Source organism: Ralstonia sp. 22111 (assembly GCF_052045895.1).
GTDB classification, from domain to species: Bacteria; Pseudomonadota; Gammaproteobacteria; order Burkholderiales; family Burkholderiaceae; genus Ralstonia; species Ralstonia wenshanensis.
In genome coordinates this window covers 171,297-197,007 of record NZ_JBQEPR010000008.1, presented here as the reverse complement: position 1 = coordinate 197,007, position 25,711 = coordinate 171,297, and the positions used below count along the sequence as shown (strand labels likewise).

At 64.0% G+C, this 25,711-nt stretch carries 26 protein-coding genes; 12 read left to right on the top strand and 14 right to left on the bottom strand.

Features of this window, described 5'->3' with window-relative positions; genetic code table 11:
• Window positions 1-114: 114 nt before the first annotated feature.
• From ACTJK4_RS19960 to ACTJK4_RS19930, 7 genes are all read right to left on the bottom strand, one after another.
• Entirely contained in the window at window positions 115-1,737 is a 1,623-nt protein-coding gene (locus tag ACTJK4_RS19960; RefSeq protein ID WP_440818761.1) for a PepSY-associated TM helix domain-containing protein, read from the bottom strand.
• A gap of 7 nt (window positions 1,738-1,744) precedes the next feature.
• Entirely contained in the window at window positions 1,745-2,011 is a 267-nt protein-coding gene (locus tag ACTJK4_RS19955; protein WP_260803540.1) for a hypothetical protein, read from the bottom strand.
• Window positions 2,008-2,292, bottom strand: coding sequence for a hypothetical protein (locus ACTJK4_RS19950; RefSeq protein WP_440818760.1), 285 nt, complete (start codon window positions 2,290-2,292; stop codon window positions 2,008-2,010). The genes ACTJK4_RS19955 and ACTJK4_RS19950 overlap by 4 nt, the downstream gene beginning before the upstream one ends.
• A 168-nt stretch (window positions 2,293-2,460) precedes the next feature.
• Window positions 2,461-2,817: a hypothetical protein gene (locus tag ACTJK4_RS19945; RefSeq protein ID WP_232038870.1), complete on the bottom strand. Its 357-nt coding sequence runs from the start codon at window positions 2,815-2,817 to the stop codon at window positions 2,461-2,463.
• A 260-nt stretch (window positions 2,818-3,077) separates the two neighbouring features.
• Window positions 3,078-3,575: a hypothetical protein gene (locus ACTJK4_RS19940; RefSeq protein ID WP_440818759.1), complete on the bottom strand. Its 498-nt coding sequence runs from the start codon at window positions 3,573-3,575 to the stop codon at window positions 3,078-3,080.
• A complete protein-coding gene (locus ACTJK4_RS19935) occupies window positions 3,572-4,105 on the bottom strand; it encodes a hypothetical protein (RefSeq protein ID WP_440818758.1) in 534 nt (177 codons plus the stop codon). The genes ACTJK4_RS19940 and ACTJK4_RS19935 overlap by 4 nt, the downstream gene beginning before the upstream one ends.
• 265 nt (window positions 4,106-4,370) lie before the next feature.
• Window positions 4,371-5,186, bottom strand: a complete 816-nt coding sequence (locus ACTJK4_RS19930) for an AraC family transcriptional regulator (RefSeq protein ID WP_440818757.1) — start codon at window positions 5,184-5,186, stop codon at window positions 4,371-4,373.
• 98 nt (window positions 5,187-5,284) lie between these two features.
• Between ACTJK4_RS19930 and ACTJK4_RS19925 the strand changes: the two genes are divergently transcribed.
• From ACTJK4_RS19925 to ACTJK4_RS19915, 3 genes are all read left to right on the top strand, one after another.
• Window positions 5,285-6,178 (top strand): DMT family transporter, encoded by an 894-nt coding sequence (locus ACTJK4_RS19925; RefSeq protein WP_440818756.1) that lies wholly within the window; start codon window positions 5,285-5,287, stop codon window positions 6,176-6,178.
• A 114-nt stretch (window positions 6,179-6,292) separates the two neighbouring features.
• Window positions 6,293-7,330 (top strand): LacI family DNA-binding transcriptional regulator, encoded by a 1,038-nt coding sequence (locus ACTJK4_RS19920; RefSeq protein WP_260803535.1) that lies wholly within the window; start codon window positions 6,293-6,295, stop codon window positions 7,328-7,330.
• Window positions 7,331-7,766: 436 nt separating this feature from the next.
• Window positions 7,767-9,008 (top strand): hypothetical protein, encoded by a 1,242-nt coding sequence (locus ACTJK4_RS19915; RefSeq protein WP_260803534.1) that lies wholly within the window; start codon window positions 7,767-7,769, stop codon window positions 9,006-9,008.
• A 55-nt stretch (window positions 9,009-9,063) separates the two neighbouring features.
• Here the strand turns inward: ACTJK4_RS19915 and ACTJK4_RS19910 are convergent, their stop codons facing one another.
• From ACTJK4_RS19910 to ACTJK4_RS19890, 5 genes are all read right to left on the bottom strand, one after another.
• Window positions 9,064-9,990: an NAD-dependent epimerase/dehydratase family protein gene (locus tag ACTJK4_RS19910; RefSeq protein WP_433868371.1), complete on the bottom strand. Its 927-nt coding sequence runs from the start codon at window positions 9,988-9,990 to the stop codon at window positions 9,064-9,066.
• Window positions 9,991-10,142: 152 nt separating this feature from the next.
• Window positions 10,143-11,345: a sugar ABC transporter permease gene (locus tag ACTJK4_RS19905; protein ID WP_232038877.1), complete on the bottom strand. Its 1,203-nt coding sequence runs from the start codon at window positions 11,343-11,345 to the stop codon at window positions 10,143-10,145.
• Window positions 11,346-11,351: 6 nt separating this feature from the next.
• Window positions 11,352-12,899, bottom strand: a complete 1,548-nt coding sequence (locus ACTJK4_RS19900; protein WP_440818755.1) for a xylose ABC transporter ATP-binding protein — start codon at window positions 12,897-12,899, stop codon at window positions 11,352-11,354.
• Window positions 12,900-12,969: 70 nt separating this feature from the next.
• Complete coding sequence (gene xylF, locus ACTJK4_RS19895; protein WP_232038879.1) at window positions 12,970-13,980, bottom strand: D-xylose ABC transporter substrate-binding protein; 1,011 nt, start codon at window positions 13,978-13,980, stop codon at window positions 12,970-12,972.
• 30 nt (window positions 13,981-14,010) lie between these two features.
• On the bottom strand, window positions 14,011-14,238 hold the full coding sequence (locus ACTJK4_RS19890; protein ID WP_260803530.1) for a carbohydrate porin: 228 nt from the start codon (window positions 14,236-14,238) through the stop codon (window positions 14,011-14,013).
• Between the two features lie 213 nt (window positions 14,239-14,451).
• On the opposite strand from ACTJK4_RS19890, the gene ACTJK4_RS19885 reads away from it, so the two are divergent.
• Complete coding sequence (locus tag ACTJK4_RS19885; protein ID WP_260803529.1) at window positions 14,452-15,531, top strand: porin; 1,080 nt, start codon at window positions 14,452-14,454, stop codon at window positions 15,529-15,531.
• Between the two features lie 145 nt (window positions 15,532-15,676).
• A complete protein-coding gene (gene cynS / locus ACTJK4_RS19880; protein ID WP_440818754.1) occupies window positions 15,677-16,120 on the top strand; it encodes a cyanase in 444 nt (147 codons plus the stop codon).
• A 4-nt stretch (window positions 16,121-16,124) separates the two neighbouring features.
• On the opposite strand, the gene ACTJK4_RS19875 is transcribed toward cynS, so the two are convergent.
• The gene (locus ACTJK4_RS19875; RefSeq protein WP_440077727.1) at window positions 16,125-16,964 is read right to left on the bottom strand and encodes a FadR/GntR family transcriptional regulator; all 840 of its coding nucleotides are present in this window, start codon (window positions 16,962-16,964) and stop codon (window positions 16,125-16,127) included.
• A gap of 356 nt (window positions 16,965-17,320) precedes the next feature.
• Here ACTJK4_RS19875 and ACTJK4_RS19870 point away from each other — a divergent pair, with 356 nt between their 5' ends.
• From ACTJK4_RS19870 to ACTJK4_RS19840, 7 genes are all read left to right on the top strand, one after another.
• Complete coding sequence (locus tag ACTJK4_RS19870) at window positions 17,321-18,520, top strand: ABC transporter substrate-binding protein (protein WP_440818753.1); 1,200 nt, start codon at window positions 17,321-17,323, stop codon at window positions 18,518-18,520.
• A gap of 61 nt (window positions 18,521-18,581) precedes the next feature.
• On the top strand, window positions 18,582-19,439 hold the full coding sequence (locus ACTJK4_RS19865) for a branched-chain amino acid ABC transporter permease (protein WP_316879779.1): 858 nt from the start codon (window positions 18,582-18,584) through the stop codon (window positions 19,437-19,439).
• Window positions 19,439-20,407 carry a branched-chain amino acid ABC transporter permease gene (locus ACTJK4_RS19860; protein WP_440818774.1) on the top strand — a complete coding sequence of 323 codons (969 nt, stop codon included), beginning with the start codon at window positions 19,439-19,441 and terminating at the stop codon, window positions 20,405-20,407. Before ACTJK4_RS19865 ends, ACTJK4_RS19860 begins: the two co-directional genes overlap by 1 nt.
• Window positions 20,404-21,174, top strand: coding sequence for an ABC transporter ATP-binding protein (locus ACTJK4_RS19855; RefSeq protein WP_440818752.1), 771 nt, complete (start codon window positions 20,404-20,406; stop codon window positions 21,172-21,174). Before ACTJK4_RS19860 ends, ACTJK4_RS19855 begins: the two co-directional genes overlap by 4 nt.
• On the top strand, window positions 21,171-21,884 hold the full coding sequence (locus ACTJK4_RS19850; protein ID WP_414563213.1) for an ABC transporter ATP-binding protein: 714 nt from the start codon (window positions 21,171-21,173) through the stop codon (window positions 21,882-21,884). Before ACTJK4_RS19855 ends, ACTJK4_RS19850 begins: the two co-directional genes overlap by 4 nt.
• Window positions 21,885-21,898: 14 nt before the next feature.
• The gene (locus tag ACTJK4_RS19845; protein WP_440078086.1) at window positions 21,899-23,143 is read left to right on the top strand and encodes a Zn-dependent hydrolase; all 1,245 of its coding nucleotides are present in this window, start codon (window positions 21,899-21,901) and stop codon (window positions 23,141-23,143) included.
• Between the two features lie 19 nt (window positions 23,144-23,162).
• On the top strand, window positions 23,163-24,641 hold the full coding sequence (locus tag ACTJK4_RS19840; protein ID WP_440077730.1) for a M81 family metallopeptidase: 1,479 nt from the start codon (window positions 23,163-23,165) through the stop codon (window positions 24,639-24,641).
• Window positions 24,642-24,644: 3 nt separating this feature from the next.
• Here the strand turns inward: ACTJK4_RS19840 and ACTJK4_RS19835 are convergent, their stop codons facing one another.
• Window positions 24,645-25,697: a LacI family DNA-binding transcriptional regulator gene (locus ACTJK4_RS19835; protein ID WP_440077731.1), complete on the bottom strand. Its 1,053-nt coding sequence runs from the start codon at window positions 25,695-25,697 to the stop codon at window positions 24,645-24,647.
• Window positions 25,698-25,711 lie beyond the last annotated feature (14 nt).

Below are 25,711 nucleotides of genomic sequence, written 5' to 3'. Positions count from 1 at the left end.
AGCTCCCCTGGATCAATGTTGTGGACAGGCGTGCGCAGTCACGCGCGAGCCGACGTTCGGCATGCGCGGAGTTCTGTGCGGGTGTTGTGGTTTCTTGGTGCGGAGCGTGTGGAGCTATGGCTCTCTGGCGACGCTCGGACGCAGGTCATTGCCGATGCGCGCTTCACGCACCGGTGTGGCCCAGACAGAATCGGACGCACCGTGGCGCGCCCGGCGCAGCGTCGCACGCGCAAGGCCGACAAAGCCGCACGCGAGCGCCAGTGCACCCAGGTCGAAACCGGCCACCATCCAATCGCCACGCGCCATCGTGCGCAGCAGGTGGTCGCCGGTGACGACCGCATTGGTGATGGGCGCTAGCACTGCTGCAATGGCCGCAGCGCTCAGCAGTTCGACGGCGCCGCGTGCAGGCGGTCGCAGCATCGCCCACGCAATCGCCGCGAAGAACACGGTGTAGTACGTCACGCCCGCCGAACGCTCCGGCCACAGCAACGCCGCCGGGAATGTCGCCATCACGCCGACGCAGCATCCGATGCACACGCCCACCGTGGCGCGGGCCAGCAGTTGATGCAGACGCGGTTGTTCTGCCTTGCGCTGCTTGCGGCGCGATTCGATCCACAGCAGGTTGCCCGAGTAGAAGACAAAGGCCCCCGCGAGGCCCATCACCAGATAGGCGAAACGCAAGGCGATGTCGCCGTACGTGCCGAAGTGCAATCCGTAGACCAAGCTGTAGAGGGCATGGTTGGTGTCCCGCGCATCGGCCGTCTGGTTGCCGACGAGCTTGCCGCTGTTGGGCTGGTCGGCCGTTGCGTGAATTGCCACCGAGCCGTAGTCGCCGACCGCGCGCGTGCTGCTGCCGCGTAGTTCCGCCACGGCATTCGCATCGCCAATGTGCTGGTAGTGAATCGACTTGATGGTGAAGTTCGGGTCGGTCAACTCGCGTGCACGGGCCAGCAGTTGCTCGGCTGGCAGCATCGGCGCTGCGCGGTTGGCCGCAACCACCGTGCCGGCCGCTGTTGTCACACGCGGCACCGCATCGAACAGCTTGCCGTTCAGCGCCACCGTGTTGAACACGGTCATCAGCACGATGCTCAGACACAGCACCGGCGCTGTGATCGCGAAGATCAGGTGGAAGGGCAGGCTGAACAGACCCAGCACGTTGTGCATGTCCATCCAGAAGCGCTTGAGATTGCGCCCTGGGCGCACGGCCAGAAAATCCTTCTTCAGGCGCGGCAGGTGCAGCAGCACGCCTGAGATGAGCGCCACACCGTAGAGCACCGAGATCACGCCCATGAAGTACATGCCCGGCGCGTCCAGACCCAGCGAGTAGTGCAGCCGGTTCAGGAAATTGGCCAGCTCGCCCTTCGATGGCTCGATCGACAGGTCTTTCGGCGAGGTCTTGCCAGCCGCCAGCCCACTGCCGGTCGTCATTTGCCAATCGCCCTTGCTGTTCTGCCAATACGCTGAGAATTCCGGTTCGCCCTCGTTCGGGAAGATGACGTACGCGCTGGCCGCAGCGGCCGGATGCGTGCGCACCAGCGCGTTTACGAAGTGGTCGATATCGGCAGGGGTGGTGGCGACGGCCGCATGGTTGGCGCGCAGCGGGTTCTGCCACGCATGCAGTTCTTCATGGAACACGGTGAGCGCCCCCGCAAAGAACGCGATGAATAGCGCCCAACCCGCTATCAGGCCCACCCAGGTATGCAGCGTCTGATACAGACGCAAGGTCGTCGATTTCATGGCGAGGTCAGGTCACCATCAGGCGCGGTAGCCAGAGCACGCCGAACGAAACCGCGTTGGCGGCCGCCAGCACGCTCCACGCGCGGGCGCTGGTTGAAAACAGCACGCTCACGCTGATGATTACGGCCCACAGCGGCAGGCACGCGAGCAGCGCGCCGATGACGCCGCTTTCCCAGCCGCCCGGCAGCCACAGAATCGACAGCGTGCACAGCGCGACCGACAGCGGCAGCCCCAGAACGGTACCGGCCAGCCACTTGGTGCCCATGCCGTTCATGACCGCGCCTCAACGCCTGCACGCCGTAGCTGCATCCACGCACCCACCATGGGCCACAGCGACAACGCACCCGTGACCACCAGCACCACCGCGATAACAGCCCCCGCCCAGCCGAGCACGTCGTTCCACAGCACCACGGCGATGACCGACAACGCAACGGCAACGCTACACAGGACGCGCCTGCGCAGGCGCGAAGCGGGCGCGAGCAACACCTGGTTGGGCACGGCCGCATACAGGCAGCCCGCCGCCAGCAGCCCGAGCAGGAGGGCAATACCGTGCATGGCAGTGTTCAATTTATTTGAGAACACAAATGATAATGATTCGTATTAAATTTAACAAGCCAGCCTTGTTCGCGCGTTGCCATTGGGGGAATTGACGTGCAGCGGGGAGGGAAGGTTGGCCATGCCGCGCCCGCACCAAGGTGGCGGGCACGGCGGGCGAGAAAGGGGTTACTGCTGCAGGACCTTGTATTCGATCTTCTTGAGCACGCCGTCGGCATCGTCGAAGTAGAACGAGGCGATCTTCTTCGAACCAATCGGAATCCCGACAAACACGACGCCGATCGCCGCGTTTCGCGCGTAACGATAGTTCCAGATGTCGAGACCGCCGGCCGCCGCCTTGTCGCTCGGCGCGCCCAGCTCGAGCGCTACGTCCTCACGTTTGGCGACGCCTGGGACGAATTGCTTTTGCAACGATTCCTGCGTGGCGTCGGCAATCTTGTCAACGCCCGTTCCACTGCCGACGCTGACCGCGCAACCAGACAGGGCAAGAGAAAGGGCAATACCGGATACGAAAATGCGAAACATGAAAGTCCTTCTTATTGATGGAGTTTGGAAAGCCGCTTCGATGCCACAGCGCATATGGCTGACGCGCTGCCCCCGCATCGAAAGCGCGCCCGCATCGTAGAGAGGGCGCGCAGAAAGCGCATCCCCCAGAACGGCCCGTTCTCCAACAATCTGAGGTGAAACTTTCTAATGTCTCGTCTGACCGATGCTTAATTCGGCGCCAGGGAGCGTCTAGGCAAGTGCCGCGCGCGTGGCTGCTCAGCGCCGATGGAGGAAGCGCGCTACTGCAGGTTGCCCCAGCGCGGCACGGCGGGCTCGGCGTTGGCCCATTGCCATGTGCTGCCGTTCTGGCATGCATAGATCGTGTAACCGGCACCGGGCGCATTCTTGGGCGCTTGGGCTTCCTGAACGGTCAGCACGGCTTCGCGGCAGGTGGCCAGCGGTGTCGTGAACGTGCGCACCAACACGACCTGGCCGTGCGCCTTGGTCAGGCCCATCATGCGTTCGAGCGACCAGTTGAGCGAAGGCGTGCTGTCACTCAACCGCCCGACTGCCATGGCCAGCGCATCCTGTTCGCTGGCGGCCCATTTGCGCGTTGCGTATTTGATCGACGCATCGGTCGCGGCGTTGACCGACACGGCCACGCCATAAGCCACCGCCGGGTTTCCCGTGACGGTGCCGGTGGCCACGCCCGCCGCGGCGCCGGTCAACGGCCCGACCGACGAGCAGCCAGTCATCAGGCCCGCACACGCTGCGGCAAACCAGCGCGCGCGGCTCATTGCAGCGATCCCCATCGCGCCGTGGCCGGTTCTGCCGTCGCCCACTTCCATTGCTTGCCGTCATGGCAGATCGACGCGACGAAGAAGTCGACCTTTGCGGCGCCGTCTTCAACTCCGTCCACGGTGAAGAGGATTTCCTTGCAGTTGACGAGCGGCCCGTTGATCGAACGCGTGACCACCACGCGGCCGTGTTCGTCGGGCTCCAAGGGAATGCGGTGCTTGACCAGCCAGTTGCCGACAGTGTTGTCGGCCAGCGCCCCGGCAATCTGCGCGATGTGGTCTTGCGTTTCGGTGTGGACAACGCGCTGACTGTGCTGCAACGCGGCCCGTGCGCCGGCCTGTACGCCCAGCCCGATGCCGGTGGCCACCGCGGCGTTGTCGGTCACCTTGGCGGCGAGGGCTGCCCCCCCGATACCGGCCGCCGTGGTCGTGCCTTCCGACATCAGTGAACTGCAGCCGCTGAGTGCCAACGTGCTCAGGGTGAGCGCGCTGCCCAGCATCCGGGCAGATGCGAACCGTGGTGTGCGCATGTGTGGACTTCCAAATCTGCAACAGAGCGAATTCTAAAGGACATGGCGGCCCGCAAACGGCGACGCGGCGCGGTTTCTCACAATTGTTTTGAGTTGTTGCAGCGAAGTGTTGCCAGTGCCCAGCCTGGGCAAAGCCCCTTCAACTGCGTGGCCAACGCATTAAAACCCTCCGTACCCGTGCCGATACCGGGCCCATTCGCTTGCGGTTCGAACCGTCGCAGCGCGCGCATGATGCCACGCGCTTCGGCACCTTGATGCCGATGGCCTATGCGCCGGGGCATTCGGTCTCGCCGCACATCTGCCGGCGATAGCGCTCGGGCGAAAACCCCACCTGCTTGCGGAACATCGCAATAAACGCCGAGGGTGTTCCATAGCCGAGCGCGAGCGCAATGTCCTGCACTGGGCGGTCTTCCTTGAGCCACACCAGCGCCCGCAGCAGGCGCACGCGGTTGCGCCATTGCACGAAGCTCATGCCCAGTTCGGTCTGGAAGCGGCGCGCCAGGGTGCGTTCGGTGCTGTGCACGCGTTCGGCCCATTGCTGCAGCGTGGTGGCCTCGGCCGGGTCCAGGCGGATGGCGTGCAGGATGGGCTCGAGCTGGCGATCGGTGCTGTCGGGCAGGTAGCTGTCGGCGTGGCCGGCGCGCACCAACGTTTCAACCAGAAGCTCGAACTGGCGCAGATCCCATTCGTCGGTCATGGTGGTGACGCGGCGCGTGGCGAAGTCTTCGAAGAGCGCGCGCACCAGCGGCGTCTGCGGAATCAGGCAGGCCATGGGCGGCAGCCGCTGCGCAAGGGGTTCGGCCATGTACACAGAGAGGAAGTCCGTCGCCTGCCGGATCGACGCCGAATGGGGCTGGTTGGCCGGCACCCAGATCACGTATTCGGCGGGTGCCGTCAGCCGGCGGCCATCGACCACCACCTCCATCAACCCGAGGCTGATGCGGTTGATCTGGCCCCACGGGTGCGTGTGCGGCTCGATATCGGTTTCGGGCTCGAAATGGTCGTAGCGAAAGTAGAACGGGGCTCCTTGCGGCACCCGTCGATCGGCATCGCGGTAGGCGGTGTACAGAGTGTCAGCCACGGTTGTCGCTTTCGAGGGGTGATGTTGTCCGGTTTGAAGTATATGTTTTGAACCGGACATTACTACACTGCCGTCTTCCAGTGTTCGAGGAGGCCGTCGTGCCTGTGCTGTATCCCTTGATGGCGGTGCTGATCTGGGCCGCCAACACGATCGTGTCGAAGGCCGCGGCCGGGGTAGTGGACCCGGCGGCCATTTCGTTCTACCGGTGGTTGTTGGCGGCCATCGTGCTCACGCCGTTCTGCGCGCGGCCGCTGTGGCGTCAACGTCGGGCTGTGCTGGCGCAGTGGCGGCGCTTTGCGGTGCTCGCGCTGCTGGGCATGGTGATGTACCAATGCCTGGCGTATTACGCGGCGCACAGCACGAGCGCGACCAACATGGGCGTGATCGGGGCGCTGGTCCCGATGCTGGGGCTGATGCTGAATGTGGTGGTATTCCGCCAGCCGGTCGGGGCCCAAGCCGTGATGGGCGTGGTGGTGTCGCTCCTGGGCGTCCTGTATCTGCTGGGGCGCGGAGAGCCGGCCAACCTGTTCGATGGCGGCATCAATCACGGCGACGTGCTGGTGCTTGCCGGCGCCACGGCATATGCGCTCTACAACATCCTCTATCGTCGTTGGGCGCTGCCGTTCGGGCAGTGGCTCAACCTGTACGTGCAGGTACTGATGGCCGTCGTGATGCTCGTGCCACTGGCCATGACGGCGCATAGCCTGGCCGTGCCGGCCAAGGGCATCGGGCTGGTGGTCTATGCCGGCATTGCTTCGTCGATCGCCGCGTCGTATCTGTGGATGCAGGGGCTCAAGCGCATCGGCAGCGAGCGTACGGCGGTGTTGATGAACCTGATGCCGGTCTTCACGGCCGGTATGGCTGCCGTGATGCTGGGTGAGACGGTGCACGGGTATCACTGGATCGGGGGCGGCCTCGTTCTGCTGGGCGTGAGCCTGGCGCAAGGCATCGTCCGGTTGCCGATCGGCCGTTCGGGATTGAGCGCCCGTTAGTTTTTTTTCGGCCGCGCCGCGCGGGGGTTGGCGGTAAAATCGAACACATAGACGGGCGCGTGATGGCGCCCGTTCCGTGTTCCAGAACCACTCTCGCCAGACCATCGTCAGACCATGAAGCGCAACGCAGGAGCTGTCACCGTCGATGATGTTGCCGCGCATGCGGGCGTGTCCATCAAGACCGTCTCGCGCGTGCTGAATCACGAGCCCAACATCAGCGAGAAGACGCGCGCGAAGGTGGTCGAGGCGATGCAGGCGCTCGACTACCGGCCCAACCCGGCTGCCCGGCGACTGGCCAGCAAGCGCGCCGACATCATCGCGCTGGTCTACGACAACCCCTCCGACAACTACATCGTCAACATTCAGCATGGCGCGCTCGAAGCCTGCCAGGCGCTCGACTACAGCCTGCTGCTCACGCCGTGCAACTACCGCGACCCGAACCTCGCCGAGCAGATCATCCAGAGTGCGCGCCAGCGTGCCCTGGCCGGCATCATCCTGACGCCGCCGGTGTCGGACGTGCCGTCGCTCATTACGGCACTGGATGAAGCCGGCATCGACTACGTGCGCCTGGCCCCCGCCGACCGCGAGCACAAGGGGCTGTCCGTCAACACCGAAGACCGCGCTGCCGCGCGCGACATGACGCTGCACCTGATCGGGCTGGGCCACCGCCGCATCGGCTTCGTGGTGTGCGACCCGGCCCATGGCGCGGCGTATCAGCGCGTATTTGGCTATCGCGACGCGATGGCGCAGGCCGGCATCGAAGTCGACGAACGATTGGTCGAGCAGGGCGAGCACTCGTTCGAGTCTGGCGTGGCCTGCGCTGAGCGGTTGCTGTCCTGCGAGCCACGTCCCACCGCCATCTTTGCCGGCAACGACGACATGGCCGCCGGCGTGCTGCGGGTGGCCCAGGCGCGCGGCATCAAGGTGCCCGAAGAACTCTCCATTTGCGGCTACGACGACACGCCGCTCTCACGCCAGCTCTGGCCAGCGCTCACCACCGTGCGCCAGCCGATCCAGGCGATGGCGCATGCGGCTGTGGAACAGCTCATTGCGATTCATCGTCCGCATCTGCCTGGGCTGAAGCCGCATTCGGTGCACGAAAACTTGCAGTATGAGCTGGTGATTCGGGAATCGACTTGCGCGCCGGCGTAAGGCGCGGCGCTACCACTGTCGCTTGGAAGACATGCCGGCTTTCCATAGGGATGCATTTGCGTTCCTTATGCAAGTCACGCATTAGTCAACCCACACGTTGGAGGGTACTGGCCAAAAGCCTAAGCCATTATCGTTTCGTGCCCGAATTTTGTCTCGTCACGCAGCTGCGGACCTTGAAGTCGGGTGCAAAACTGCCGAGAATCACCTACGTTGACTGGGCAACCATTAGAAGCAGGGCGTGTGTATTTGATTTCGTCCATTTCTCATTCCGATTGTCCAGTTCGTCACTAAGCTGTAACGGTTCTTACAGCTTCATAGTGGGCAGCGGGGCTGCGACCCACTGCGCTGAGCAGAAGCCGACGCAATAAGAATGCGTCAAGTGACTCCTAGTGCACGTGCCTGCAAGCAATTGGAAATTTTTAGGACGGTAGAGGTAATGAAGAAGATTAATCCTGCGGCGTATGACGATGGCGATTCATTCGATGTTGATTTGCAAGCCTTCATTGCGCGCTGCTGGGAACTACGACAACAGATCATTCTGTTTGCGACCGTATTCTCCTTACTGATTTTTGCGCTCTCATTTTGGGTTGGCCGTCAGTACTCCAGCGAAGGGTTCATGCGCGCACCCCGCAAGTTTGCGGAATACAACGTCCAGAAGGCTGCGTTCTGGGATCGCGAGACGCTACAGCGCTATCTCGAAGACAACAAGAAAATTGGCGATGTCAACGGTCAGTATTTGTTGGGAAGTCTGAGCGAACGCTTCGTCCAGGCGCACGTGCAGGCGGTTCTGCCGCTATCGAAAGAGGACCTGCGTTACCTCACCGACGCGAAAGGGATGCTCGACGCCGTCGGGATCCTGGGGTTCTCGATTACGTTCAAGGATCGGTCGGCAGAGAACGCGCAAGCGCGTGTCCAACTGATGGGGGACTACATCAAGGACACCATGCTGAGTGAAGATCTCCTGGATACCATTTACACCAAAGCTGGCGAAGCCAAGGCGAAAAAGCAACAGATCGACAACCTGATCATCCAGAAGAGGCTGGCCCTGACCCAGGCATCCAGCCGGCTCGAAGCGGCCCGCTTGATCGCGGGCAAGTACCCTGAAGCATCGAAGATGGAAGCGCGTCAATTGCTTTCGACCGGCAGTGACGCCAACGCGTCGCGCTATCTGTCTCCCGTTGCGCAGCTCGTTGGCATTGAAACCGAAATTGCTGACCTGAAATCGCAACTCACATTGCTGGAACGCGACGCCGAGCAGAACGCTCTGCGCAATGAATTCTACGAACGTATCGACCAAGGTACCCGCCAAGCTAAGACCGGTAGCGCGTTGCTGACCGAGTTTGTAAAGACGGCTCAAGCTGTGTTCACGGGCAAAGATCTTAAAGACGACAAAACCCGCGAGATTTATAACCAGCTCATGGTGATTGCCGAGCAGATGCGCAACAAGCACATCACAGAGGCGCGCTTTGTTTCGGGCCCGACTTTGCCGGAATACCGTTCGGGGCCAAGTTCGCTTGCGCTGGCGCTGCTGTCGCTCATCGGTGGTGTCGCGCTCGGGACTCTGAGCGCGCTGCTACTGGAGAAGCTGCGTGCTTTTAAGGGTGGTCGTGGCAATGCCGCACTCGATGAAGAGCCTGAATCGGAAGGAGAGAGTCTGCGGCCGGTTCAAGTCGCCTGATTTTCCTACGCTCCACGCAAAAGCCCGGCTCATTGCCGGGCTTTTGCGTGGAGCGCTATTGCCTTACGCCAATCAACCCATACAAATCATCCTGCGGGTCATACCCCAGCAACTCGCGCCCGGTCTCCAGGCCCCAATCCATTCCTCTGTTATTCGACACGCCATTCACGACGATGGCCGGTGCTGGCCAGCGCGCCGGGTCGGCCGTGATGGAGCACAGGAAAAGCCGGCGCAAATCCCCATTCGAGAGCCACATGTTGCGGAACCAGCGCAGTGCGACGCGGCTGGCCTCATCGGGCAACTCGGTCGGCACGGGTGTGCCGGCGGTGCCGGAATAGTTGATGTCGTTGGGGTCGTTCTCGTCGGGTAGCGCCCAGCCGATGCGCAGCGACACGATCGACAGCTTGCCGCCGTTGGCTGCGCAGACGGCGCCCACTGCCTTGCAGAGCCGTTCGCCCATTGCCTTGGACGTTCCGTAGGCGAGTGAGTAGACGTCTTCAGTGCCGTTATTCCAGCGCGTGCCTGGGGCGGGCGGTAGCTCGGCGGTGAGTTTACCGGGGCCGATGGTGCCGGCCAGGGGTTGGTCCTTGTATGCGCCCATCGCGTGGTTGGACGAGGCGAACACGAAGCGGCGCACGCCGTGCGTGGCGGCGGCCTGCAGCACATTGAGCGTCATTCCGTAGGAGGCCAGCGCCTGCTCCCACGTGGCGTCTGGCGTGGAGTGGATGGCAGCCAGGTGGATGACCGCATCGACGTTGCTCAGCAGATCCGTCCATGCACCATCGGCTTGCGTCAGGTCGGCCTTGACCCATTGGAAACGTTGGGCCGCTTGCGGAGAGAACTCGATGTTCTGTGCAACCCAGTCGACGCCGATGATGGAGGTGCACCACGGGGCGGAGGCCAGTGCCTCGACGACCTTGCGGCCTAGGTTGCCAGCGACGCCGGTCACAAGAACGCGAGCAGGGGTTTGGTAGTCAGCCACGATGTGGAATTCCGTTCGGGATGAAGGAAAGAAAGGCGCGACCGGCGGCTGGCGCTGCAACACCATCGCGCGCCGCCGTGTCGTTCGAGATCAGGAGGGGGCCTAGACGGGCCCAGGAGTTGTGTGGCGTCTGCCGACGTCAGCCGCCGAGGTCAGCCGCGATTGGAGCCCGACAGCACGTCGATCAGCACTGCGACCACCAGCACCACACCCTTGACGATCATCTGCCACGAGGCGTCGACGTTCATCTGCTGCATGCCATTGTCGAGGCTGGCCATGACGAGCGCGCCAATCAGCGCGCCGTACACCGTACCCGAGCCGCCGCGCATCGACGTGCCGCCGATGAAGCAGGCCGAGATGGCATCCAGTTCGCCGCCCACACCGGCGGAGGGCGAACCTGCGGCCGAACGGGCCGTGGTGATGATGCCCGCGAACGCGCACATCAGGCCCATCAGCACGAACACCAGCAGCTTGACGCGGCCGACGTTCACGCCGGACAGGCGCGTGGCTTCCATGTTGCCGCCCACTGCATAGACGTGACGGCCGAACACGGTTTGCGTAGCGACGTACGAGAAGATGGCCAGCAGCACCAGCAGGATCAGCACGGGCAGCGGCACGCCGCTGGCGTCGTTGAGCACTGCGACAAAGCCAAACGATGCTGCGGCGATGGCCAGCAGCTTCAGCCCGTCCGCCCAGATCGGCGTGAGCGAGAGCGATAGGCGAGCGCGCTCGCGACGGCGGCGCACGGTCAGCACAACCGAACCCACCACGATGACGGCAGCCAGCGACCACGACAACCATGCCGGCACGAAGCCCTGCGCGAGGTTGCCGAGGTCATCAGGCACCGGGGCAATCGTCACGCTGTCGGTGCTCCATTGCAGCAAGCCACGGAAGGCCAGCATCCCGCCCAGGCCAACGATGAACGACGGCACACGCAGCTTGGTCGTGATGAAACCGTTGACCACGCCGATGGCCGCGCCCGCCACGAGCACCGTGCCCACAGCCAGCCAGGTGTTCCATCCGAGGTTGACGGTGAGGATGGCGACCAGCCCGCCCAGCAGGCCCAGCAGCGAGCCGACTGAAAGATCGATCTCACCCGCGATGATGACGAACACCATGCCGCAGGCCAGCATGCCCGTCACCGACATCTGCAGGAACAGGTTGGAGATGCTGTTGGGCTTGAGGAACGTGCCGTTGGTCTGGAAGTAGAAGAAGATCCAGATGAGTGCGACGGCCAGCAGCAGCGCCAGCACCTTGTAGCGCACGAACAGTTGCTGGATGGCGCGGCCATCCAGGCGCGGGCCGCCATTGCCGCCGTTTTGGCGGGCGAGTTGGGATTGCAGGATATTGGACATGGCAATTCAAGCCGCTTGGCGGCCGGGTTCAGCGTTGATTGCAGCAGCCAGGATGCGCTCCTGGGTCAAGCCTTGATTGACGAAGTCGCCGCGCAACTGGCCTTCGCCGATGACCAGGACACGATCGCTCATGCCAAGGATTTCCGGCATCTCGGAAGAAACCATGATGATCGCCACGCCGCTGGCGGCCAGGTCGACAATCATTTTGTAGATGTCGTATTTGGAGCCGACGTCGACACCGCGCGTGGGCTCATCGAGGATGAGCACCTTCGGCATCGCCAGCACCATCTTCGTGACCACGGCCTTCTGCTGGTTGCCGCCGGAGAGGCTGGCAATCGCCAGTGCGGGGCTTGCGGTCTTGATGCGCAGGCGTTTGATTTCGCGGTCGACGGTGGTGAGTTCGGCGCCCTTGTCGACACGCAAACCGCGTGCGTGCTGAGCCAGCGTGGCGAGCGTGATGTTCTCGCCCACGGCCATCAGCGGGACGATGCCGTGGCGCTTGCGGTCTTCGGGCACCAGGCAGATGCCGTTGGCAATCGCCTGCGCGGGTGTGCTGACCTTGACCGGCTTGCCTTCGATGATGATCTCGGCGCTGGAGCGGCCAGGGTAGGCGCCGAACAGCGCCGATACCATCTCCGTACGCCCGGCGCCCACCAGACCGGCAACGCCGAGAATCTCGCCGCGGCGTACGGCAAAACTCACGTTGTCGGTGCGCTTGCGGTTCGGGTTGGTGACATCCCAGCAGGTGACGTTGCGCGCTTCCATCACGACTTCGCCCACGGTGTGTTCCACCTTGGGGAAGAGCGATGTCATTTCGCGACCGACCATCATCGTGATGATGTTGTCGATGGTCATTTCGGCGGCGGGGCGCGTGCCGATGTGCTTGCCGTCGCGGATGACGGTGACGGTGTCGCACACGCGCTTGACCTCATCGAGCTTGTGCGAGATGTACACGCACGCCACGCCGCTGCGCTTGAGGTCGTCGATGATGGACAGCAGCACCTCGATTTCCTTGGCGGACAGCGAAGACGTCGGCTCGTCCAGGATCAACAGCCGCGCGTTCTTGGCCAGCGCCTTGGCAATCTCAAAGAGCTGCTGGTGGCCGCTACCGTAGTTCATCACGGGCGCGGCCACGTTCACGTCGGTCAGGCGCAGGCGGGCGAGCAGCTCTTCCGCCTTGGCGTGCATGGCGTCGTAGTCCATGCGGCCCCCCGGCTTGGTGATCTCGTTGCCGAGGAAGATGTTCTCCGTGACGGAGAGCTGCTGCACCAACATCAGCTCCTGATGGATGATGACGATGCCGGCGCGCTCGCTGTCACGCACGGAATGCGCGTGCAGCGGCTCACCTTCCCACAGGATCTCGCCTTCGAAGGTGCCGTAGGGGTAGACCCCCGACAGCACCTTCATGAGGGTCGATTTCCCGGCGCCGTTCTCCCCGCACAATCCGACGCACTCGCCCGGCTTGACTGCCAGGCTGACGCCGTCGAGCGCACGCACACCGGAGAACGACTTCACGATGTTGCGCATCTCGAACAGGGTGCCGTTACTGCTCATGGCGTTCTCCTACTGACTACGACTGACCACTGGCCGCCGATGACCGACGACCGACTGCTGCACCGGCTGCTTACTTGCCGAAGATCTGCTGATGCGTATAGAAGCCGTCCTTGACGACGGTGCTATCCAGGTTGTCCTTGGTCAGCAGCGTCGGGGTCAGCAGCACGGTATCGACGTCCTTCTTTCCGTTGTTCAGCTTGGTGTTGAACTTGGGCGTGGTGCCCTTGACGAAGTCGACGGCCATCTCGGCGGCGGTGGCGGCAATTTCCTTGATCGGCTTGTAGACCGTCATGGCTTGCGTGCCTTCAGCCACGCGGCGCACGGCGGCCAGGTCGGCATCTTGACCCGACACCGGCACCTTGCCTGCCAGCTTCTGGCGTGCCAGCGCCTGGATGGCGCCGCCGGCCGTGCCGTCGTTGGAGGCAACGATGCCCTGGATGTTGTTGTTGTTTGCGGTCAACGCATTCTCAACAATGTTCTGCGCCTTCGAGGGGTCCCACTCCGGCGTCCACTGCTCGCCGACGATCTTGATGTCGCCCTTGTCGACGTACGGCTTGAGGACCTTCATCTGGCCTTCGCGCAGCAGGCGGGCGTTGTTGTCGGTGGCGGCGCCGCCCAGCAGGAAATAGTTGCCCTTCGGTGCCAGCTTGACTACGCCCTGCGCCTGCAGCTCGCCCACCTTCACGTTGTCGAAGGTCACGTAGCCGTCGATGTCGGCATTCAGGATCAGGCGGTCATACGACACCACCTTGATGCCCTTCTTCTTGGCGCTGGCGATGGCGTTGCCCAGCACCTTGGAGTTGAACGGCACGATCACGAGCACGTCGACATTCTGGGCGATCAGGTTTTCGATCTGGGCGATCTGCTTGGCTTCGTTGGCGTTGGCCGACTGCACGTTCACGGTCGCGCCCAGCTTCTTGGCCGATTCGACAAAGTAGTCGCGGTCGTGCGTCCAGCGCTCCACGCGCAGGTCGTCGATCGAGAAGCCGATCACCGGGGCTTCCTTGCTGGCGTGGGCCGAGGTGGCTGCGAAAGTGAGGACCGCGGCAGCGGCAATGGTGTTCAGTACGCGGGAAAGCATGAATGTCTCCTTCTTCATTGATGTTGTCGTTCAGAACGCTATGCCGGCTGTCAGCCTGATCACGAACGCGTTCTTGTTCTGGCTGGTGCCGTCCGGATGCAAGATGTACTGCAGATTAGGACGGAAGTACATCGACGGCTCTGTGGCCAGCCGCAGGACGGCTCGCGCACATGGAGATTCGTCGCCATCACGCGCAAGGGCGTTTTGGCCGGCACCGGCATCCGGTTCACGGGCCGGTTGGGACTGGAGAATGGTCAAAATTGACAGCGCTGTCAATCTCGGGATTTGCCCTAGGTCCGAGGCACCACACGCGATTGTCTCCAACGCCTTGCAGTGACGTGCCTTGGCAAAGAACTAGGGCAACTCCCTACATTGACAGCGCTGTCAATTCTCCTCATTCTCCTGTCCGGGCCCGCCAAGAGACTCGGCTCGAACGAACAAAGACAACGCCAAATTGAGGAGACGAAAGCTATGCGTATCAAGAACCCATCCCAGCGGATTGCCATCGCGGCCGCTGCAGCCCTGCTGGCAGCGACCAGCGGCCTAGCTGCCGCGCAGAGCAGTGTCACGCTGTATGGCCGCGTCGGCGGCGGCATCGACTACACGAACAAGATCGCGACAGCAAACGGCACCGCCAGCAACCTGCAGTACGGCGGCAACCAATGGGGGACCAGCATGTGGGGCCTCAAGGGTTCCGAGGATCTGGGTGGCGGGCTGTCTGCCGTGATGAACCTCGAGAACGGCTTCAACTCGGGTTCCGGTTCGTCGGATGCGCTGTTCAATCGTTTTGCGGTCGTCGGGCTGTCGAGCAAGACGTACGGCACGCTGTTGCTGGGCCGCGCCATGGGCATCCCCGATGGCGAGACATGGTCGATTGACCCGATGGGTCTGCAGAACATGGGCGCCGAGACGCTGCAAGCCAACCGCACCTGGGGCTCGCGCCAGAAGGCGATCACCTACAACTCGCCGACCTGGGGCGGCTTCTCGTTCCGCGCCCAGGCGGGCCTGAACGGAACCGCAGGGCATTTCAATGCCGGCAGGCAGCTTGCCGGTGCGTTGGCCTACCAGAGCGGCCCGCTGATGCTCAAGGCGTTCTACGAAGAAATTCGCGACACCAACGGCGAGTTCACCAACCTCTATACGGCTTCCCGCCTGTTCACGGCAGGTGGCACCTATCAGATCGGTGACGTCAAGCTGTTCGGCGGCTACAGCCGTATCCAGTCGGGCGGCGCCACTGTTGCGGATGCGGACAACCCGACCGGCGCGACCCACCAGCAAACCTACTGGCTGGGGGCCAACTATCAGATCACACCGGCTTTGACGCTGATCGGCGGTGCATACCGGGCGAACCGCAACCAGGGCGGCGGAAATGGCACGCTGCTGACGGTGGGCGCCAACTACTACTTCTCGAAGCGCACGTTGCTGTACGGCACCATCGGTACCGTGATGAACGGCAGCAATGCGTCTTTCTCGGTTGAGGCGGGCGGCGGCAAGCCGTCGCCGGGTTCGGGCCAGCAAGGCGTGTACACCGGGATCATGCACTGGTTCTGACGCGCTTCGCGTCACGCCTCAAAGCGCGATGGCGGCATGGCCGTCATCTGCGCAACCTCCGCAAAGCAGGCGCGGCGGTCCCTGGTTGGCATTGACCTTGCTCATGTCGCGGGCTGCACTTTCTCAGCCAACCCAGGGAGCCGCCATGCAACGCGAATACGTAACGGATCTGATCGTCCTGCAGAAGATCAAAAAGAAACTGACGTGGACGCAGTTGGCTGAGGTGATCGGCCACAGCAAGGAATGGAGCACCGCAGCGCTGCTCGGCCAGATGACGCTGACCGAAGCGCAGGCAAAGGCCGTTGGCGCGGCGCTGGATCTGCCTGAAGAGGCCATCGCGCTGCTGCAGGTGCCACCGTACAAGGGGTCGCTGCCCACGGCAGTGCCGACCGATCCGCTGATCTACCGCTTCTACGAACTCGTCAGCGTGTACGGCACAACGTTCAAGGCGCTGATCCACGAGGAGTTTGGCGACGGCATCATGAGCGCGATCGATTTCAACATGGACCTCACCCGCGAGCCCGACCCCAAGGGCGATCGCGTGCGCATCGTCATGAGCGGCAAGTTCCTGCCGTACAAAACCTACTGAGCGATCAGTCTTCGTGGCCGCTGTCGTCGTGTTCGTCGAGCACGGGACGATGGCGGCGCGGCATCTCGGAGTCGAGCACGAGGCGGCCGTGCACCCGGCCTTTCATGCGCGTGACGTGATGGGTGCAGTCTTCCATGTGCGTGCTCATGAGTTCGCGTACGGTCTCGGCGTCGCGCGCGCGTGCCGCATCCAGAATCTGCCGGTGGAACTTGACGTTGGACGCGCCGAACTTGGCGTGGTCCTTCGGTGACGTTTCGTTGCCGAACACCACAAGCTGCCGAATCATTTCGTTGATCAGCTCGCAGCAGAACCGCAGCATCGGGTTGGGATTGGCTGCGGCCAGGATGTCGTGAAAGCTCAGGTCTTCCTGACGCTGGTCGAGCGGCGCAGCGGCCTTGGCAGAAGCCGGGTCGCACAGGTCGATGGTGTGTTCAAGCGCGCGGAAGTCGTCGTCCGTCAGATGCGGCACCGCCCCGGCGGCCAGCTCTGGCTCAAGCAGCCGGCGCACGGTGTAGACGTCTGCAATCCCGATGTCTTTGAAAAACAGATAGTTCTGCATGAGCTGGAACGTGCGGTCCAGCGGCACCTCGACGATGGTGCCGCCGCCGGCGGGCCCCGTGCTCACACTCACCAGGCCCTGCACCTCCAAAGACTTGAGCGCCTCGCGAATCGTGCCCTTGCTCACCCCGAAGGTTTCCTGCAGCTTGATCTCCTGCGGGAGCTTGTCGCCGGGCTTGAGGTTGCGCTGCGTGATCAGCCGCTTCAGTTCTTCTGCAACGAGGTCGGCGCGCTTCTGCTTGCGGATGCCGATTGACGCCGTCTTGCCTGCTCCGAGTGTGGCCATGAATGTCCGTTCCTAGTTGCGCGCATTCTAACTGCCGGGTTGTGCTGCACGGGCTGCCCGACGTGGTGCATGCATGCCCTTCGATCGTGCGCACGCACCGCGTTTCCGCATCGTCGCCCGGCACCTCCATCGCACACACCTTGGCGTAAACACCGACCTCGTCGTCGTTGACGCGGCGTGGACGCGGCTTCTATGATGATTTCGCCTATTTATCATAACAAATATAAGAAACTGGTCTGGTTCTTGCTCGACGTGATGGTCGGCGAAAACCTCGCCGGTCAAGGCTAGGAGGAAGCTGCCGTCGGTGGTGGCTCCGAGCGCTGTTCTGTCATCCACATGAACCCAAGGAGTGCGCTTTGAATCGTCGAGACTTGCTCAAACTGGCGGCGCTGTCCGCCGTGCCCGCCTCGCTGCTGCAGGCCCGTTCTGCGTGGGCGGCCGATGCCATCGAACTGGGCTGCCCGGTGCCGATGTCCGGTCCGTTTGCCGCCAACGGCAAGTTTGCCGACCTCGGCATGAAGCTGGCCGTGGAGCAATACGGCAAGGTGCTTGGCCGGCCGCTGGCGTATAGCGTGCTCGACACCGAAGGCAAGCCGGCCACGGCCGTGCGCAAGGTGCAGGAACTCGCGCAGCAGAAGAATGCGCGCTACTTCGCGGGCGGCATCCTGTCGTCCGAATCGCTGGCGATGGGCAAGGAGGCGGAGAAGTTTGGCGGCGTGTTCATCACCACCGCAGGGGCCGATGAAATTACCGGCAAGGACTGCAACCGCGCGACCTTCCGCTGGTCGGTGCCCACATACGGCGCCATCGAGCGCACCGTGCGCCCGCTGATCGAATCGATGCCCAAGGCCAAGCGCTGGTACACCATCACGCCGCAATACGTGTTTGGCGACGGGTTGCTCTCGGCGGCCAAGAACATCTTCAAGGAAAAGGGGATCGAGCATGTGGGCAACAGCTACCACGCGCTCACCGAGAAGGAGTTCAGCGGTTACCTGACCAACGCGATGGCCGCCAAGCCCGACGTGCTGCTGATCCTGAACTTCGGCTCGCAATCGTCCGACACGCTGCGCCAGGCGGTGAGCTTCGGCATGAAGAAGAACACGACGATCCTGGTGGCGTGGGCGTCTGGCCTGGAGCAGTTCGAATCGCTCGGCGCCGACCTGTGCGATGGCGTGTACTTTGGCGCGCAGTACTGGCACGACGTGGATACGCCCGCCAACCACGATCTGGTGAAGCGCACGCAGGCTGCGTTCAAGTCCAACCCGAACTACAGCCTCGCGGGCTCCTACACCTGCACCAAGATCCTGCTCGACGCGATGATCAAGGCCGGCAGCGCCGATCCGAAGGCCGTGATTGCCGCGCTGCAGGGCATGAAGTACGACGGCCTGACGGGCCCCGAAGAGATTCGCGCGGCTGACCACCAGGTGCTCAAGAACTACTACCTGCTCAAGGGCAAGCCCAAGAACCGCATGAAGGACAAGGACGACTTTGCCGAAGTGGTGTCGGTGGGCAAGGCCTTCCTGCCGGTCGAACAGACGCAGTGCAAGCTGACCTGATGCGTCATACGCCCGCACTCAACGTAGGGTGCGGGTGCTCGTCTCTCCACCTGCGATTCCAATGAACGTCTACCTGCTCCAGGTCGTCAACGGCGTGGGGATCGGCATGCTCTACTTCCTGCTGGCGGTGGGGCTGTCGATCATCTTCGGGCTGTTGCGCTTCGTCAATTTTGCCCACGGCGCGTTCTATGCGCTCGGTGCGTATCTCTGCTTCCAGGCCCTGCAGATGGGCATGGATTTCTGGTTGGCGCTTGTGCTCGCGCCCATCGTCATCGGCGCGCTTGCCTGGGTGACGGAGAAGGTGCTGCTGCGCCACGTGTATGCGCAGGCGCACGAGTTCCACATCGTCGTCACCGTGGGGCTGGCGCTGGTGGTGCAGGAACTCATCATCGTGGCGTGGGGGCCGCTGGGCGTGGATGTGCCGGCGCCCGATGCGCTGCAGGGCGTGGTGATGTGGGGCGATTTCGTCTATCCGAAATATCGCCTCTTCGTGATCGGTTTTACTGCCGTGCTGGCGCTCGGGCTGTGGTGGCTGCTGGAGGGCACGCGCCTGGGCAGCGCGGTGCGCGCAGGCAGTGAATCGACCGAGATGGTCTCGCTGCTCGGCATCAACGTGTTTCGCCTGTTTAGCCTGATGTTTGCCCTGGGTGCGGCGACGGCGGCGGTGGCCGGTGTGCTGGCTGCGCCCATTCGCGGCGCGGAACCCTTCATGGGCGTGGAGGCCCTCGGCGTTGCCTTCGTGGTGGTGGTGGTGGGCGGCATGGGCAGCTTTGCGGGGGCACTGGTCGGCGGCCTGCTGGTCGGCATCGTGCAGAGCCTGATGAGCACGCTGTGGCCCGAGGGCGCGCGGCTGATGATCTACGTGGCGATGGCGGCCGTGCTGCTGCTGCGCCCACACGGCCTGCTGGGGAGGGGATGATGCAAGCCGCATTCCAGGGATTGTTGCGTCACCGCTTCTGGTGGCTGGCGCTGGGCGTGACGCTGTTGCTGCCGCTGGTGCTGACGTCCGGCACGTTGGCCACCGAAGTGCTCGTCTATGCGATGGCCGTGATGGCCTGCAACCTGCTGCTCGGCTACACGGGGCTGCTGTCGTTCGGGCAGGGCATCTTCTTCGGACTGGGCAGCTATGCCGTGGGCATCGGCCTCACGCAACTGGCGCTGCCGATGCCGGTGGCGCTTGTTCTGGCCGTAGTTGTCGGCGCAATCGTGGCGGCGGTGGTTGGGTGGTTCGCCATCCGGCAGCGCGGCACGTACTTCGTCATGCTCACGCTGGCCTTCTCGCAGATGTTCTATTTCCTGGCCTACACCACGCCATCGCTCACGGGCGGAGACAACGGCCTGCTCGACATTCCGCGCCCGGCGTTTGCGGCGTCGCCGTGGGCGTTCTACGCGTTCGTCGCGGTGCTGTTCCTTGTCGTGTTTTTCCTCGTGCAGCGCGTGACGGAATCGGTATTCGGCCGCACGCTGCTGGCGATCCGCGACAACGAAGAACGTGCGCTCGCCGTCGGCTACAACGTGCGCGCATTCAAGCTGCTGGCGTTTGTCATTTCCGGTGCCGTTACTGGGTTGGCCGGCGCGCTGCACGCCATGCTCACGGGCATCGCGCCGCTGGCCAATATCGACTACCACGTCAGCGAGATGATTCTGGTGATGACCGTCATCGGCGGCACGGGCAACGTGTTTGCCTCGGTGTTGGGCGCAGCGTTCTATGTGTTGCTGTCAGACTGGCTCTCCAGCCTGTGGCCGCGCTGGCTCATGTTGCTCGGCTTCCTGTTGATTGCGGTGAGCCTGTTCATGCAGCGCGGGCTGTTCGGGCTCGGGCAGAAGCTGTGGCAGCGCGTGCGTACACCGCGTAACGCACCGGCGGTGCAGGAGGAAAGCGCATGACCACCACGCCCATCCTGCAAGCCACGGGCATCGTCAAGCAGTACGGCAAGTTCACCGCACTGGGCGGCGTCGATTTGCGTGTGATGCCCGGCACGGTCCACTCCGTCATCGGCCCCAACGGCGCGGGCAAGACCACGCTGTTCCACATGCTCACGGGCACACGCATGATCACCAGCGGCACCATCGTCTTCGATGGCCATGACGTGACGCGCGAGGCAGACTTCCAGCGCGTGCAGCGCGGCATCGCGCGTTCGTTCCAGGTGACGAGCCTGTTCCCGAGTCTTTCCGTGCGCGAGAACCTGCGCCTGGCGGCACTCGGCACCACGCCACGCCGCGCCATGCACGGCTGGCGCCTGCCGCAGGGCGATCTGGCCTGCACCGATACGGTCGACCGAGTGCTGGATCGGCTTGAGTTGCCGCGCCTGGCCGACACGCCGGCCGCTGCCCTTTCGCACGGCCAGCAGCGTCGGCTGGAAGTCGGCATGGTACTGGCCGCCAACCCGCGCGCGATCTTCCTCGACGAACCGACTTCCGGCATGGGCGTAGACGATTTGCCCGCCATGAAGACGCTCATTCGCGGCCTGGCGCAGGACCACACCGTCGTGCTGATCGAACACAACATGGACATCGTGATGGACATCTCCGACACGATCACCGTCATGCAGCAGGGCAAGGTGCTCATGGAGGGCACGCCCGACGCCGTGCGGTCGGACCCGCGCGTGCGCGCCGCGTACCTCGGCAACATGATCACGGGAGGCAAGAAATGACGACGACGGCGATTCTCGACGTTGCAGACCTCCACGGCTATTACGGCAAGAGCCACGTGCTGCAGGGCGTGGCGCTATCGGTGGGCGAGGGTGAACTCGTGACGCTGCTCGGCCGCAATGGCGCGGGCAAGTCGACCACGCTCAAGGCGATCGCCGGTGTGGTGACGCCGCGTGGGCAGGTGCGCTTTCGGGGCAAGGACATTGCCGGACAGCCGGCGCATCGCATTGCCGCGCAGGGTTTGTGCCTCGTGCCCGAGCATCGCGGCATCTTCAAGCTGCTGACGGTGGAAGAGAATCTGAAGCTCGGCGCGCGGCGGGATTCTCCGTGGCAACTGGCCGACATCTATCGCATCTTCCCGCGCCTGCATGAGCGGCGGCGCAACGGCGGCGCCAACCTATCCGGTGGCGAGCAGCAGATGCTGGCCATTGGCCGCGCGCTGATGAACCACCCGCGCCTGCTGATGTTGGACGAGCCGGTGGAGGGCTTGGCGCCCGTCATCGTGGAAGAGATCGTCGCGCAGTTGAAGATGATCAAGCAGGCGGGCGTGTCCATCCTGCTGGTCGAGCAGAACCTGGAGGTCTGCACGCAGCTCGCTGACCGCCACGTGATCATTGAACAGGGCCGTGTGGTCTACACCGGCAGCAACGAAGCCTTCCGCGCCGACGACGCCATCAAGGACCGCTACCTTGGTGTCGGCCTGGCTGCATGAACTTGCGAGAAATGATGACGACAGAGACTCAACTCCGTATCAACGGCGCGCGCCTGTGGGACACGCTCATGCAGCAGGCCAGCATTGGCGCGACACCCAAGGGTGGCGTGCGGCGCCTGGCGCTGACGGATCTCGACCGCCAGGGGCGTGATTTCTTTGTCGCGCAGGCAAAGGCTGCTGGGTGCACCGTGCGCGTCGATGCCATCGGCAACCTGTTCGCGCGCCGGCCGGGACGCAACAACGCGCTGCCGCCCGTCATGACGGGCAGCCACATCGATACGCAGCCGACCGGCGGCAAGTTCGATGGCAACTACGGCGTGTTTGCCGGCATCGAGGTCGTGCGCACGCTCAACGACGCGGGCATCGAAACGGAAGCGCCCATCGAAGTGGCTGTGTGGACCAACGAAGAAGGTTCGCGCTTCGTGCCGGTGATGATGGGCTCCGGCGCGTTCATCGGCGAGTTTGCGCTGGACGCCGTGCTGGCCGCACAAGACCGCGACGGCGTGGCCGTGGGCGAGGCGCTGAACAGCATCGGCTACGCGGGCGCCGAGCCAGTTGGCGGCAGGCAGGTTGGCGCCTACTTTGAAGCGCATATCGAGCAAGGGCCGGTGCTGGAAGCGCACGCCACGACGATTGGCGTGGTGACGGGCGCGCTTGGCCAGCGCTGGTACGACGTGGTCCTGACCGGCATGGAGGCGCACGCCGGCCCCACGCCGATGGAGCTGCGCCGCGATGCGTTGCTGCCCGCCGCAGAACTGGTCGGCATTGCCAACCGCATCGCGCTCGAGCGCCCGCCGCATGCGCGCGCCACGGTGGGCTGTCTGAGCGTGCATCCGGATTCGCGCAACGTGATTCCGGGCCAAGTATCGATGACGATCGATTTTCGTGCCGCCGACGATGCGATGTTGTCCGACATGGACGCGGCACTGCATGAGGCAGTGGCCGAACTGCGCGCACGCAGCGGCATCGATATCGCCTTGCGCCAGGTCGTCTACTTCCCGCCGCAGCCGTTTGACGCCACGCTTGTGAACGCAGTGCGCAGCGGAGCCCGCAAGCTGGGCTTGTCAGAGATGGATGTGATCAGCGGCGCAGGCCACGACGCGGTCTACCTTGCCCGCGTGGCCCCCACCGCGATGATCTTCGTGCCGTGCAAGGACGGCATCAGCCACAACGAGATCGAAGACGCCCGCCCCGAACATCTGGAAGCCGGGGCCAACGTGCTGCTGCACGCGATGCTGCAGGCCGCCGGCCGCGTTTGACACCACCACCCGACCGCCCATGCGTATCCTGATCGCCCGCTTCAATCACGAGACCAATACGTTCTCGCCGGTGCCGACGCCGTTGGCATCGTTCCATCCGCACTACGGCGATGACGCTTATCGCGCCGCCAAGGGCACGCGCACGGCGGCCGGTGCGTTCATCGATCTGGCCGAGGCGGCCGGTGCGGAAATCGTCGTGCCCGTCGTTGCCGGTGCGAACCCCAGCGGGCGCGTGGCAGCCGACGCGTACACCACGTTGTGCGACGCCATCGTCTCGGCGGCGCCCGGGTGCGATGCGCTGTTGCTCGACCTGCACGGCGCGATGGTCGCGGAGAACAGCGACGACGGTGAAGGTGACCTGCTCGAACGCCTGCGCGCGGTCGTGCCCGATGTGCCGATTGCCGTCGCGCTGGACCTGCACGGCAACCTCACGCAAACGTTCATCGACTTGGCCGACATCGCCGTCAGTTTCAAGACGTATCCGCACGTCGACATGTACGAGACCGGCGAGCACGCCGGCCGCTTGCTGTTCGACAAGCTGGCCGGGCGTGCGAACCCTGTGCTGGCATGGCGCCGCTTGCCGCTGGTCACGCACACGCTGCGCAGCTGCACCGATGAAGGCGCGATGCACCGTGCCGTGGCGCTGGCCAGGCAGGCAGAGAAAGACGGCATGCTGGCCGTGTCAATCCTGGCCGGGTTTGGGCTGGCGGACATAGCCGCCCCGTGCCTTTCCATCGTGGTGGTCGGCAACGGCGACAAGCACGCTGCCGACGCGACTGCGCAACGCATTGCAGACGCCATCTGGGCCGACCGCGAAGGGTTCGTCTACCGCTCAGAACCGCTGACCGAATCGATCACGCGCGCGGCCAAGTTGGCCGACGCCCCGGTCAGCGGCCCCGTGCTGCTGCTCGACCACGGCGACAACTGCATGTCTGGCGGCACGTGCGACGACATGCACGTCCTGCACGAAGCGTTGAAGCAAGGCTTGAGCGGCATCGCTGTCGGGCCGGTGTGCGATCCGGAAGCCGTCGCGGCCATGATCGAGGCGGGCGAGGGTGCCACGGTCACGCTGCCCATAGGCGACAAGGTGCCGCTCACCCAACTGGGCATCTACCCGGTGCCGCGCGCGCTGACGGGCAAGGTCGTCGCCATCAGCGACGGCGAATACACGATCACGGGGCCCACCTATACCGGGCAACGTATCCGCATGGGCCGCACGGCGCTGCTCGACATCGGCGCGGCGCAGATTGTCGTCACCGAGACGCCGCAGGAGCATTGGGACCTCGGCATCTTCACGCACATCGGTGTGGACCCACGTGCCGCGCGCTTCGTGCTGCTGAAGTCGCGCATGTACTGCCGGCCCGTCTTTGTTCCGATTGCCAAGGCCGTGGTGGAGTGCGACGGCGGCGGCGTAACGAGTTCAGACTACGCGCGCTTTCCGTTTGCGAAGGTGCAGCGGCCCGTGTTTCCGCTCGATGCGGATGCGGCGACTGCCTGAGCGCTACGCGCTGTCGCGCTCAACGAGCGTGAAACCCACATCGACCGTGCGGCGTTCTTCGTCGCCGTGTTCGATGCGATCGATCAGCAACGTTGCCGCCAGCTTGCCGATGCCCGTTCCGTCGATGCGGATGGTCGTGAGCGCAGGCGTGGTGTCCTTGGCGAACACCTGGTCGCCGTAGCCGACCACGCGAAGTTGGCCGGGCACGGCAATGCCCCGATGTTCCGCTTCCATCAGCACACCGAGCGCAAGGATGTCGGCGCCACAGAAGATGGCATCGGTGCCCGGATGCTGCGCAAGCAATGTGCCCAGCGCACGCCGGCCGTCGCCCAGGTTGGCGGGGGATTCGGCGGCAATCATGGGAATGTCGGCCCCTGAGCCGAAGGCCTTCACGAAAGCTTGCGCGCGTGCCTGCGCGCGGCGGTCGTTCGGCGTGATGACGGCGGCGTGCTTTGCGCCGCGCTGCTTCAGATAGCGCGCCGCCGCTTGCCCCACCTTCTGGTGTGAGAAGCCCACCAGCATGTCCAGCGGGTTGCGCGTGATGTCCCACGTTTCCACCACCGGCACGCCGGCAGCCTGCAGCTTCTGCCGCACGCTGGCCGAGTGCACCACGCCGGTCAGCACGATGCCCGCAGGGCGCCGTCCGACGATGGCATCGAGCAGCGCATCTTCGCGTGATTCGTCATAGCCGCTCTGGCCGATCAGCAACTGATAGCCCGCCGCAGCCAGTTCTGTGGTGAGCGCGGCCACCGTTTCCTGAAACACGCTGCCCGCAATCGTCGGGATGAGCGCAACGACCAACCGGCTGCGGTTGGATGCCAATGATCCCGCCACAAGGTCCGGTGTGTAGCCCGTCTGCCGCACCGCTTCGCGCACGCGTGCCAGCGTGTCGCCCGACACCAGCTCCGGCGTGTTCAGCGCGCGGGACACCGTCACCTTGGTCACACCCACCAGCTTGGCAAGGTCGCTCAATGTGACGCGCCCGGTGCTCTTGCGCGCGCGGCGTGTGACGGGGGGCGCGGTATCTACGAGGGACACGGTGGTGGGCTTGGTCACGTGATCGATGGGCC